The sequence below is a fragment of the Sporosarcina soli genome (genome assembly GCF_042655805.1).
Classification (GTDB): domain Bacteria; phylum Bacillota; class Bacilli; order Bacillales_A; family Planococcaceae; genus Sporosarcina; species Sporosarcina soli.
This window is the reverse complement of record NZ_JBHSNO010000005.1, coordinates 790,545-802,744: the sequence shown is the minus strand read 5'-3', so window position 1 is coordinate 802,744 and position 12,200 is coordinate 790,545. Positions and strand designations below refer to the sequence as shown.

Sequence of the window (12,200 nt, the reverse complement as noted above, 5' to 3'; positions counted from 1 at the left end):
CCCTATGAAAATGAACAATCAAAAAGAAATGCCGAAAAAGATCTGTCGTGAGTGCGGTTGTGAAATCATTGAAAAAGTGGACTCACCGCTTTATGAATGCGAACGTTGTATTGGTTCCAATGAAGAGTGACATGGAAACGGCTCTATTCCAATTAGGAGTAAAGCCGTTTTCATTTTTTTATATGTTATTTTGAAATAACAGGTTTTTCTTCAATTATAGAGAAGTAGTAAGAGTGGGATGGAAATATGTAGAGAAATGTTAGGGGGAAAACAGATGCGTAATGAAGAAATGCTGCTTGTACCTGGGCCAACACCCGTCATCGATGCCATCTATGATGCCATGGCGAGCGAAACGAGAGGACATACCGATCCAAGGTTTGTCGCGATTTTTAAACATGCGATCGAGCAAACACGTCAACTGTTTCAGACGGATGGGGAAGTATTTGTCGTGGCGGGTTCCGGAACGACTGCAATGGAGATGGCGCTCGTCAATACGGTTGCGGCAGGAGAGAAGGTTTTAGTTGTCAGCCAAGGGTATTTTGGGGATCGATTCATTCAATTAGGGGAAGCTTTTGGCATTGAAGTGGACGTGCTGCAATCGGAATGGGGGAAACAAGTTGCACCCGCAGCAGTGGAGAAAAAACTAGCTACTGGGCAATACAAAGCTGTAACGATTACACATGCGGATACATCGACAGGCGTTGCTGCGGATCTCGATGCACTCGTGCCAGTTGTAAAAAAACATGGCGCCCTTGTCATTTTGGATGGCGTCTGTGCAACGGCTGCGATGGAAGAAAATATGAGCAAAACATATGGGCACCCTGATTACAAAATCGATGTTGTCTTGACAGGATCACAAAAAGCAATCGGCGTACCGCCGGGATTAGCCATCGTCGCTTTCAACCAAGCAGCGCTCGCTGCCAGGAAACAACTTGGGCGGATTCCTGCTTACTATTGCGATATCAACAATTGGCAGCCCATTATGCAAGATCCGGGGAAATATTTCGCGACACCGCCAGTTAACTTGATTTACGCCTATGAAGAAGGCATGAAACTTGTTTTAGCGGAAGGTTTATCAAACCGCTATGTCCGCCATACCGCCTTCGGAAAAGCGGTACGTGCCGCGCTCACCGAATATGGCATGAAGGCGCTGGCGGAAGAGGAAGCCGCTGCTTCCACACTGAGCTGCATTCTCTATCCGGACGGAGTAGATGACAGCGCATTCCGTGCCGCTCTCGCGAAAAAAGGCATCATCGTCGCAGGTGCTCTCGCCCATTTAGCAGGCAAAGCGTTCCGCATCGGCCATATGGGCAACACAACAGAAGAGATGCTGAAAAAAGCGATTGAATTGATTGGCGACACATTGAATGAGCTTGGCCATCCAGTGGATTCCGCCAAAGCGGTTGAGCGGTTTAACAAAGAAGTCCTAACGAGTGTATAAGAAAACCGGTGACGGGGACTCTCATAGTTTGTGAGAGTCCCCGGCGTTGTAATGAAGTGAAAAATAGTCATCCGTCTCAAACTGCTGCTCAAAAGCGATCTTCAAGCGATCAAAGCCTTCAACTTTCGCTCAAAGAATTTCCTGAATGCTCATACCTTCCTCCAAGCGCTCATAATCCTCTTCCAATGCTCATGGATCTTATATCCTCGCTCATACTCTCTTTTTAGGTGATCATTGATCTCACGCCGCTCAAAACCGCTCACCAAGCAATCAAAGCCTTCGCCTTTCGCTCAAAGAATTTCCTGAATGCTCATACCTTCCTATAAGCGCTCATAACTTCTTCCAAATGATCAATCCTCCCAACCCCCACGCTCAAACACGCTTCTCAAACGCTCATAACCTCCTAGAACAAACGAATGCTACAAGTCATTATTTCCAATTAACTTGCAATACTTAGTTAGACTATTTATAATAATCTAATAATATGAGAGATGATAGAAACGAAAATGGGGGGAGTTTGACGGTGTTTATTGCGGAGAAATTGAAATGGTTTGCTGACAGAGATCCAGACAAGGTCATTACATCGTTCAAGGGAAAAGAGATTTCCTATCGGGATTTTTATCGGAAAGCGGAAAACTTGGCGGGTTATCTTCAGGAATTAGGTTACCTGAAAGAGGACCGGTTGGCGCTTTTATTGACGAACTCCGATTCGTTTCTCATTTGTTATTATGCCTGTCAGATTGGCGGAATTACCATATTGCCGATTAATACAAAGCTGGCGCCTCCGGAAGTAGAGTATATTTTGGCCCATTCGGAAGTGAAAGGGATCATTTATGATGATCAGTTTGCAGGGGTAGTCCATTCCATTGGAGAGAAGTTGCCGGCTTTGCAAGATACAATTTGTGTGAAAGGGAAGTTTGAAGAAATCATTGTAGGAGAGCGGCAGGTCAAAAAACCGGAGCTGCTTGAAGAGGATACGGCTGTCATTTTTTACACGTCAGGTACGACGGGGCGGCCGAAAGGCGTTATGCTGACCCATAAAAATGTTGCGGCTATCGCTGCTATATGGAGTGAATCGATGGAGATGGATGCTCATGATCGGATGCATATCGTCGCTCCTTTGTTTCATTGTGCAGCCAGCCATGTTTTCAGTATTCCGGTCATTTACAAAGGAGGGATGGTCATCATCGAGGAAGCCTTTTCACCGGAAACGACCATTCGTACGATGGAACAGGAACGGGCGACGATCTTTTTTGGCGTACCTGCCATGTATAGCATTCTACTGAATATGCCATCGCTTGAGCAGGCAGATCTCTCCCATTTGCGCTTGTTCTGCTATGGGGCTGCGCCGATGCCTTATGAACTTATCCGAAAAGTGAAGACGCTGTTCCCCGATGTGAAAGTTCAAAACTTGTATGGGCAGACGGAAAATTCACCGGGAGCAACGACGTTGAAAGATGCATATGCTTTGGAAAAAGTCGGATCGGTCGGGAAACCGTTACCACAAACGGAAGTGCGGGTGGTCGATATATTTGGTCAGCCAGTGCCGCCAGGGCAAGTGGGGGAAATTATCGTGAAAGGTCCTCAAGTGATGAAAGGATATTTGAAAAATGAAGAAGAGACTGCCCGGACCGTAAAAAATGGCTGGATGTATAGTGGGGATCTAGGTCGGTTCGATGAAGACGGTTTACTTTATATTGTCGACCGTAAAAAAGATATGCTCATCCGAGGTGGGGAAAACGTCTATCCTGTAGAGGTCGAAGAAGTACTCTATGCGATCCCTGAAGTATTAGAGGCAGCTGTCATAGGCATTCCGCATGAAGTGTATGGGGAAGTTCCGAAAGCATATATCGTATTGAAAGAAGGAGAAACGCTTTCGGAAGAAGCTGTCCTAGCTTTTTGTAAGACACAGCTTGCCTCTTTCAAAGTGCCCGCAGAGCTTGAATTTCTGGATACGCTTCCGCGTAATGCAAGCGGTAAAGTGTTGAAAAACGTACTTAGAGGGCAGGTCAAAGTATAACTTGATTGAAAGCTTATATGATTCAGCAGGAAGATCAGCTCTCCTGCTGAATCAAAATCATTGTTTGCCTATCAGTCAAAATCTGGCCGATAGGCTTCATCCCGCAAAAGAATGACGAGATCCGGTTTGTCGGTAAAAATGCCATCGACACCGAGCGTCAGGAGTAAACGGATCGTTTCTTCCTCATTGACAGTAAATGCATGGACGTCCATTCCTTCTTTGTGCATGGTTTCAATGAATGCCGGTGTGATAGCATCCCAATTCACGCCGACTCCAGATGCATAATTTTTTAACCTCTTAAGCTCCTTTTTCGTGAAAGATGCTTCCTTCTCAAATCGGACTAGCTGGATAAGCGGTATCGTCGGTTCCAGCTGAAATACTTTTTGCAGACTGTCCGCATGGAAAGATTGGATAATGACTTTTGGAGGCTGGTCATTGGTATCCAATAAATGATGCGCTTGAAGTTGTCTGATCAGTTCCTCTTCGATACCCGGATATTGGTCGGGTGATTTTATCTCTATATAATAATTGGTGCTCATACTGAAATGTTGAAAGATATCTTTTAATTCAACAATCCGCTCGACTTCATATTTGTCGGAAGCGTACTGTGGATTTTCTTTGTTGAACACTTCCCCGGGCGAATATAATAGCAGTTCGTCCAGCGTAATATCCGCAATGGCTCGTGTTGCGGTTTGAAATGACACGACGGGATCGTGTACTGCTACGAGTTTGCCGTCATTTGTCATGTGTAAATCGAGTTCGATGTAGTCTGCTCCCATTTCAACAGCCATCTCATAGGCGGCAATTGTATGGGCCGGGGCATAAGCGGAAGCACCTCGGTGAGCAATGACCAGAACGTCTTCCATCGGCAGATCGACTGGCCGGACAGTCGGTTGTGTACAGCCGTAAAGGATGAATATCAATAAAGAGATCATGATTTTTTTCATCAGTACAGCACCTTCTTTCGTAAGATCTATTACGCCATGGCGTAATTGCTTCCAGATTTTGAATCGAGCTTGAGGCCTACAGGATGTAGGTCATGCAGTCGTTGCGAATCGAACAGAGGAGGGTTCGATTGGCCTTAATTTCTGCGATCTTTGCAGAAATTAAGGCACTTTCCTTTTAGGAAGTCGCGAACTTAGACTGCCTTCCATTCTTCGTTCAGCGGGCGTTTAAACACCTGCTGAACAGTAAAACAAAACTGTTTTCATCTCTCTACCTATAGAAGTCGTAGTCTTCTGTAGCTGACGCTTCGCTTTCAGTACAAAAAGATTTGCTGAATGAAGATAAAGGTAAAAAATTTGTTAAGAATGCTAAATGGAAAAGGAGTGATCGATCTCATCGGTGAAAGAGATAGTTGGCATGGAAATGAGCTTGTTCTTGGAAAGGGGTTGAATAGATGAAGAAAGTTGAGTTGATCGATCTATCAAAATCTTATGATAAACAAGTGAACGTCATCTCCAATATAAACGTTACAATCGAACCTGGCGAATTTTTCGTTTTGGTCGGGCCTTCCGGATGCGGAAAAAGTACGATGCTACGGATGATTGCTGGCCTGGAGCAGATTACGAGCGGAACGCTGAAAATCGGTGAGGTCGTGGCCAATGATCTGCCGCCCGACAAACGTGATCTGTCCATGGTATTCCAAAATTATGCCCTCTATCCCCATTTGACAGTCCAACAAAATATTTCGTTTGGTCTTGATGTGAGAAAAGTGAAGAAAGACGAACAGCGTAGAAGGGCAGAAGAAGTGGCAAAGATGCTCGGCTTAATGGAATTTCTCAAACGCAAGCCCCGCGAATTGTCAGGGGGACAGCGACAGCGGGTTGCACTTGCCCGTGCCATTGTGAGCGAAGCACCCATCTGTCTGATGGATGAACCGTTATCCAACCTCGATGCCAAGCTACGTGCGCATATGCGTTCAGAAATCCGGCGAATCCAACGTACACTCGGCATTACAATGATCTATGTCACCCATGACCAAGTGGAAGCGATGACGATGGGTGACCGGATCATGATTCTCCATGAAGGAAAGATCCAGCAAGTCGGAAAACCGATCGACATCTACAACAACCCAGCCAATCCTTTCGTCGCGACGTTCATCGGTTCACCGCCGATGAATTTGGCGCAGGCTATGGTAGACAAAAAGGCATCCGAACTCATCGTCGGAGATGTCTGGCGGTTACCCATTCCAGCGGATGAAATAGACGCCTTTCCGGAAGCTCCGTTGATGGCGGGGATCCGTCCGGAGTATTTGCGACCCGCCACGAAAGAGACGAAGGAAGACGATAAAATCATCGTCGAAGTGACAAATGTTGAAGTGCTGGGGAATGAAACTGTCTTTTCTTTCCTACTGGGTGCCGACGAGTGGCAGGCGAAGTGGAGTGGCCAATGGCATATCGACATCGGAGATTCCATTCCCTTACTTGCCGATTATGGAGCACTTTGTCTATTTGAATCCGAAACTGGAAACCGGATTAAACAACCGACGGATCTCGGAAACTTTGTGTTCGGTAAAGAGGTGCTCGTATGAATGGGCAAGCGAAATACGGATTTTGGAAGAAGACGGTAAATGGCAGAACAGCTCTTCTTTATTTATTCCCTTCCATCTTGCTTTTTTCGGTGTTCGTGTTCTATCCGATGTTCCGTACAATTTATTTAAGTTTTTTCTTGACCGATCAGGCAGGGAATGCAGCCTTGCATGTCGGATTGGAAAACTACGGCTATTTACTTGAGTCGTCCGCGTTCCGTAACAGTATGAAAGCGACCGGATTATTCGTTTTGTATACAGTGCCGATCGGAATCATCCTATCCCTCTTTTTCGCTTTATTGGCCAATGAAAAGCTGAAAGGGATCGGTTTTTTTCGGACATTGTATTCATCGACAATGGGGATTTCGGTTGCGGCATCTTCCGTCATTTGGCTGTTCATGTTCCATCCGAGTATCGGCATGTTCAATCGGGTGTTAAGCGTGTTGAATCTGCCGCAGATCCAATGGTTGCTTGATCCGGAATGGGCGCTCCTGTCCGTATCCATTTCAACGATTTGGATGAATACGGGTTTTTCATTCCTTATATTACTGGGTGGCTTGCAAAATATTGATGAGCATCTATACGAAAGTTCACGAATTGACGGAGCGGGGTATTTTTATCGTCTCCGTCGGATCACATTACCGATGCTGTCTCCAACTTTGTTTTTCATAATCACGATTTCACTGATCAATGCGTTCCAGTCGTTCGGCCAAATCGATATTTTGACGAAAGGTGGTCCCTCCCAATCGACGAATTTGATCGTCTATTCGATTTACCGGGAAGCTTTTATCAATTATCAGTTCGGGACAGCGAGTGCCCAGGCAGTCATTCTATTTATCATCATCCTGATTGTGACCATCCTCCAATTTAAATTGGGTGAAAGGAAGGTGCATTACCAATGACGATGAGCCTTCCGAAAAAAATAGGGATGTATTTTCTACTGATCCTCACTTCTTTGCTAGTGTTTTTCCCAGTTTTATATGCGTTTATGATTTCGTTTATGACGGGTCCTGAAATATTGCAAGGAAGATTTCTACCGCATTCTTTCAGTCTTGAAAACTATGTCAAAGTATTCGAGCGGTTTCCTTTGCTCAATTATTTGTTAAACAGTTTCATCGTATCCGCGGGTGTTATGCTCGGGCAACTGGCGGTTTGCAGTCTGGCCGCTTATGCTTTCGTGTTCATCCAGTTCAAGGGACGGGATTTTATTTTTTTCTTGTTCATTTCGACGATGATGATTCCATGGGAAGCGACGATGATTCCGAACTTCTTTATCATCCAAAAACTCGATTGGCTGAATACGTACCAAGGGCTGACGTTGCCATTTTTTGCGCTCGCATTCGGCACATTTCTACTGCGCCAGCATTTCAAGACGATTCCAAAAGAACTCCAGGAGGCTGCGCAAATTGCCGGGCTAGGGCGCTTCGCTTTTTTCTGGCGGGTCATCTTGCCTGTGTCGAAAACAAGCCTGGTCACATTGGGAGCCTATGGATTCCTGACGACTTGGAATATGTATTTATGGCCGTTGCTCATTACGACGAACAGTTCAGTCCGGACTGTACAAATCGGGTTGAAACAATTGCAGTCCCAAGAGATCGCAACAGATTGGGGGGTGGTCATGGCTGGTGTCATTGTCGTCATCGTCCCGACGCTCTTGCTGCTGTTCATCGGGCAGAAGCAATTGCAAAAAGGGCTATCACAAGGCGCATTAAAGTGAAAGAGGGTTCGGTTCGATCAATTACGCCTTGGCGTAATTGCGTCCAGATTTTGGATCGAGCTTGAGGCCTACAGGATGTAGGTCATGCAGTCGTTGCGACAGGACGTCGCGAACTTAGACTGCCTTCCTTAACTCCTTTCAAAATCTGTGACATCCGCCGGAGGCTTTATCTTTATTCAGCAGGCGTTTGAACACCCACTGAATAAAGATAAAACTCCATTCATCTCGCCACCTATAGAGGTGGGGTCTTCTGTATCTGACGCTTCGCTTTCAGTACAAAAACATTTGCTGAATAAAGATAAAAACAAAAGGGGTGTTTGGTAAGATGAAAAACTTGTTAAAGTCTTCTCTATTCTGGTTACTTCTTCTCACAGTGGCAATTCTCACGGCGTGTACGAACAGCGATAGCAATACGAATAATGACGAGCCGACGGACAATCCGGCCACGAGTGATAGCGAAGGCACTGGAACCGAAGACGGCAAAGTGACCATCGATTTCTGGCATGCGATGTCAGGATCCGGACAGGAATCACTTGACGCGATCGTTGCCGGTTTCAACGAATCTCAAGATAAATATGAAGTGAAAGCGGAGTTCCAAGGAAGTTATGAGGAGTCGCTGACGAAGCTGCGCAGTGTCGGAGGGACAAAAGATGCGCCGGCCATCACCCAAGTGTTCGAAGTCGGTACGAAATATATGATTGATAGTGGTTATATCGAGCCGATGCAGTCCTTTATCGACAAAGACAATTATGATCTATCCCAGCTCGAGGAGAACATTCTGAACTACTATAAAGTGGATGGGGAGCTGTATTCCATGCCGTTCAACTCCTCAACGCCGGTCATGATCTATAACAAAGACGCTTTCAAAGAAGCGGGGCTCGATCCTGAGAAAGCGCCCGAAACGTTTTCCGAAGTGATTGATGCGGCAGCGAAGCTAAAAACAGATGATATGTACGGCTTTTCCATGCTGACATACGGTTGGTTCTTTGAACAACTTGTCGCTACGCAAGGGGGGCTATATGTCAATGAAGACAACGGTCGTTCTGGTGATGCGTCGGAAGCCCTGTTCAACGGTCCGGAGGGGCTGAACGTCTTCAATTTCCTCGATACGATGAACAAAGCCGGTACATTCGGCAACTTTGGCACGAATTGGGATGATATCCGTGCAGCCTTCTCGACAGGAAAAGTGGCGATGTATATGGATTCTTCCGCAGGTGTAGCCGGAGCCATAAATAATGCACCGTTTGAGGTCGGTGTCGCTTATATCCCGCATGCGGATGAAGTACAGCGGAACGGGGTCGTCATTGGCGGAGCATCGCTTTGGATGTCCAAAGGCATCGCAGAAAATGAACAAGAAGCCGCATGGGAATTCATGAAATATTTGACGACGCCTGAAGTACAGGCGAAATGGCATCTCGACACGGGTTATTTTGCCATCAACCCGAAAGCATATGAAGAAGAGAATGTAAAAGAGAAATGGGCCGAATTCCCACAGTTTAAAGTGACTGTCGATCAGTTGCAAGATACAGTTCCAGGGCTTGCTACACAAGGGGCACTCATTTCCGTCTTCCCTGAATCGCGCCAGCAAATCGTCACGGCATTGGAAGACCTCTATCAAGGAAAAGACCCGCAAGAAGCGCTCGATCAGGCGGCTGAAGGCACGGAACGTGCAATGGAAATTGCCAATAAAACGAAATAAGCATGTACCCCCGTCCACTCACCAGGAACGGGGGTATTCCAATCCCTCTATAACAAATGGACGAGTCCACTAGTACGATTCTCATATTTTGAATAATTCAGAACGTTATACGTGCAGACCAAGGATGTTTCCATGATAAGCTACTAGAAAGAGTACTTGTTCATGAACTGGTGCTTAAAAGAAAAATGATAAAGGAGATGAAAGCATGTCATTAGTGAAAAAGATCGGATTCTGGATTGTCATCGCGGTGCTCACTTTCAGCGGCTTTTCATTTGTAACGCAAGCAAATGCTGCCTCTGCGACAGGCGAAGTGACCCGTGGCGAATACATTCAAGCCGTTGTCCAAGCGCTGGATTGGGAACTGAGGGATGGCACGTCTATCCCATTTTCTGATGTCGATCCACAATTGGCACCTTATGTGGAAGCTGCGGTAGAAAATGGGATTATCAAAGGAATTACGCCTACAACGTTCGAACCGGATCAGAAGTTGAAGCGTGAACATGCATTTCTTATCGCATCAAGGGCCATTCCGACGAATGAATCGTTCTCGCCCGATCTGCTTGATAAATTCAAAGATAAAGCTGCGTTTAAAACAGCCGAAACAGCAGAATTGGCTAAAAGTGTCGGACTCGGTTTACTACAAGGATTTGAAGATGGAACAGCAAAGCCGCAGAAAGTTGTGACCAACGTACAAATGACAAAAATCATCGACCGGATGCTTAACGCTTATCAGATTGAACCGCCTAAAGGCTTGGTTTCACTTCGTCTATTAGGAACATCCGATTTACACACCAATTTCGTTAACTACGATTATTATCAGGATAAAGTATCCAATGAAATCGGACTGGCGAAAACAGCGGTCCTTATTGAACAGGCACGTGCCGAGCAACCGAATCATCTTCTATTCGATAATGGAGACTTAATCCAAGGGACGCCGCTTGGCGGTTATAAAGTGACTGTGGATCCGTTGGAAGAAGGGGAACTTCATCCCGCGCTCGCAGCTCTTCAATCGCTGGATTTCGATGCGAGCACGTTAGGGAATCATGAGTTCAACTATGGGTTGGATTATTTGGATCGCGTCTTAAAAGAAGCGCCGTTCCCGGTGTTGAACGCCAATGTGTATGATGCGGAAACGAAGCAAAATCGCTATACACCTTACGTCATTTTTGATAAAGAAGTGATCGATCGTAAAGGGGAAACGCATAATTTGAAAGTCGGCGTTATCGGTGTGGTCGCGCCCGGTATTTTGCGCTGGGATCGCGCACATTTGGAAGGGAAAGTGACCGTGGAGGATGCGGCCGATACGGTTGAGCAATTCATCCCGGAAATGAAAGGCCAAGGGGCAGACATCATCGTAGTCCTTTCCCATTCAGGTATCGGAGATGAAACCCATGACAAAGGGGAGGACGACGTCGCGTATCAAATCACCGCACTGGAAGGTGTGGATGCTGTATTAACAGGCCACAACCATGACGTTTTCCCAGGCGATTTCGGTGAATTGCAACATGTAGACCAAGAACAAGGAACGATCAATGGAACGCCAATCGTCATGCCAGGTAAATTCGGTAGCCATCTAGGCATCATCGATCTCGAGCTGGAAAAGTCAGGTGATCAATGGAGCGTTGTAAAAGGCAAAGGCGCTGTCCGCGAAATCGATAAAACATCTGACAAAGTTGTACAGAAAGTGATCGACGCCGTAAAAGAAGCACATGAAGGGACGATCGACTATGTGCGCAGTCCAGTCGGGCAGACAACAGCGCCGATCAATAGCTATTTTGCACTTGTACAAGACGATCCTTCCATCCAAATTGTGACAAATGCTCAAAAATGGCTTGTCGAACAGCGGATTCAAGGAACGAAATACGCGGAATTGCCTGTCCTCTCGGCAGGTGCACCATTCAAAGCGGGAGGCCGTAACGGAGCAAGCTATTATACCGACATACCGGCCGGTGAAATTGCCATTAAAAACGTAGCGGACTTGTATGTCTATGACAACACGGTATTCGCACTCATCATGACGGGTGCGGATGTGAAAGAATGGTTGGAAATGTCGGCAGGCCAGTTCAACCAGATCGATCCGTCCTCCACGGAGGAACAACAATTGATCAACGAAGAATTCCGCACCTATAACTTTGATGTCATCGATGGGGTTACGTATGAATTTGATGTGACACAACCTGCGAAATACGATTATGCAGGCGAAACGATCAATGAAAAGGCCAGTCGGGTTGTCAATTTACAATACGACGGTAAACCAATTGATCCGAAACAGCAGTTTATCGTTGTGACGAACAATTACCGGGCCAGCGGTAATTTCCCGGGTGTCCGCAATGCGACGGACGCGATCGATTATGCGTATGAAAACCGTGCAGCCATCATCGATTATATGATTGACGTCGGTACTATCGATCCATCCGCGGATGATAACTGGACATTTGCGCCATTCGGCGAAAATGTCAATATTATTTTTGAAACGGCAGCTAAAGCGAAAGATTTCATCCCGAAAGATACCGGTATCGATTACCTATCTCCTACGGAAGAAAGCTTTGCGAATTATACGTTCAAACAGAAATGATTCATCATGGAAAACACAGCGGGGAAAGGTTAGATGTTCCCCACGCTGTGTTTTTTATTTGTTCAGTATTCAAATAGCTTGGTATCTAACTACTTCAATTGAGCTTATTTATTAGAAAATTATAGAAAAAAGGTTGAAAGTCCTTTTATTCATAGTGAAGGTTATTAGCGCTAGTGAGGATAGCCCTATTTTTTGTGAGTTGTCTATTAATTTTACGT

9 protein-coding genes are annotated in these 12,200 nt (G+C 45.9%); 8 read left to right on the top strand and 1 reads right to left on the bottom strand.

The window, feature by feature from the left end:
- Positions 1–4 precede the first annotated feature (4 nt).
- From ACFPRA_RS08090 to ACFPRA_RS08080, 3 genes are all read left to right on the top strand, one after another.
- On the top strand, positions 5–130 hold the full coding sequence (locus ACFPRA_RS08090; RefSeq protein ID WP_239391524.1) for a YhfH family protein: 126 nt from the start codon (positions 5–7) through the stop codon (positions 128–130).
- Positions 131–274: 144 nt separating this feature from the next.
- Positions 275–1,441: a pyridoxal-phosphate-dependent aminotransferase family protein gene (locus tag ACFPRA_RS08085; RefSeq protein ID WP_381432476.1), complete on the top strand. Its 1,167-nt coding sequence runs from the start codon at positions 275–277 to the stop codon at positions 1,439–1,441.
- A gap of 523 nt (positions 1,442–1,964) precedes the next feature.
- Positions 1,965–3,461 carry a class I adenylate-forming enzyme family protein gene (locus ACFPRA_RS08080; RefSeq protein ID WP_381432474.1) on the top strand — a complete coding sequence of 499 codons (1,497 nt, stop codon included), beginning with the start codon at positions 1,965–1,967 and terminating at the stop codon, positions 3,459–3,461.
- A 71-nt stretch (positions 3,462–3,532) separates the two neighbouring features.
- Here ACFPRA_RS08080 and ACFPRA_RS08075 read toward each other — a convergent pair whose 3' ends face one another.
- On the bottom strand, positions 3,533–4,408 hold the full coding sequence (locus tag ACFPRA_RS08075; RefSeq protein WP_381432472.1) for a glycerophosphodiester phosphodiesterase family protein: 876 nt from the start codon (positions 4,406–4,408) through the stop codon (positions 3,533–3,535).
- 452 nt (positions 4,409–4,860) lie between these two features.
- Here ACFPRA_RS08075 and ACFPRA_RS08070 point away from each other — a divergent pair, with 452 nt between their 5' ends.
- The 5 genes from ACFPRA_RS08070 to ACFPRA_RS08050 all read left to right on the top strand — a co-directional run bounded on the left by ACFPRA_RS08070 (position 4,861) and on the right by ACFPRA_RS08050 (position 11,982).
- A complete protein-coding gene (locus tag ACFPRA_RS08070; RefSeq protein ID WP_381432470.1) occupies positions 4,861–5,994 on the top strand; it encodes an ABC transporter ATP-binding protein in 1,134 nt (377 codons plus the stop codon).
- Entirely contained in the window at positions 5,991–6,893 is a 903-nt protein-coding gene (locus tag ACFPRA_RS08065; protein WP_381432468.1) for a carbohydrate ABC transporter permease, read from the top strand. The genes ACFPRA_RS08070 and ACFPRA_RS08065 overlap by 4 nt, the downstream gene beginning before the upstream one ends.
- Positions 6,890–7,708 carry a carbohydrate ABC transporter permease gene (locus ACFPRA_RS08060; RefSeq protein ID WP_381432466.1) on the top strand — a complete coding sequence of 273 codons (819 nt, stop codon included), beginning with the start codon at positions 6,890–6,892 and terminating at the stop codon, positions 7,706–7,708. The genes ACFPRA_RS08065 and ACFPRA_RS08060 overlap by 4 nt, the downstream gene beginning before the upstream one ends.
- A 325-nt stretch (positions 7,709–8,033) precedes the next feature.
- Complete coding sequence (locus tag ACFPRA_RS08055) at positions 8,034–9,407, top strand: ABC transporter substrate-binding protein (protein WP_381432464.1); 1,374 nt, start codon at positions 8,034–8,036, stop codon at positions 9,405–9,407.
- 205 nt (positions 9,408–9,612) lie between these two features.
- Positions 9,613–11,982: a bifunctional 2',3'-cyclic-nucleotide 2'-phosphodiesterase/3'-nucleotidase gene (locus ACFPRA_RS08050; RefSeq protein ID WP_381432462.1), complete on the top strand. Its 2,370-nt coding sequence runs from the start codon at positions 9,613–9,615 to the stop codon at positions 11,980–11,982.
- Positions 11,983–12,200 lie beyond the last annotated feature (218 nt).

Bases quoted from the DNA above. Each gene is read 5' to 3' on its own strand.
- ACFPRA_RS08090 (WP_239391524.1), top strand. From the start codon at position 5: ATGAAAATGAACAATCAAAAAGAAATGCCGAAAAAGATCTGTCGTGAG.
- ACFPRA_RS08085 (WP_381432476.1), top strand. From the start codon at position 275: ATGCGTAATGAAGAAATGCTGCTTGTACCTGGGCCAACACCCGTCATC.
- ACFPRA_RS08075 (WP_381432472.1), bottom strand. From the start codon at position 4,408: ATGAAAAAAATCATGATCTCTTTATTGATATTCATCCTTTACGGCTGT.
- ACFPRA_RS08070 (WP_381432470.1), top strand. From the start codon at position 4,861: ATGAAGAAAGTTGAGTTGATCGATCTATCAAAATCTTATGATAAACAA.
- ACFPRA_RS08065 (WP_381432468.1), top strand. From the start codon at position 5,991: ATGAATGGGCAAGCGAAATACGGATTTTGGAAGAAGACGGTAAATGGC.
- ACFPRA_RS08060 (WP_381432466.1), top strand. From the start codon at position 6,890: ATGACGATGAGCCTTCCGAAAAAAATAGGGATGTATTTTCTACTGATC.
- ACFPRA_RS08055 (WP_381432464.1), top strand. From the start codon at position 8,034: ATGAAAAACTTGTTAAAGTCTTCTCTATTCTGGTTACTTCTTCTCACA.
- ACFPRA_RS08050 (WP_381432462.1), top strand. From the start codon at position 9,613: ATGTCATTAGTGAAAAAGATCGGATTCTGGATTGTCATCGCGGTGCTC.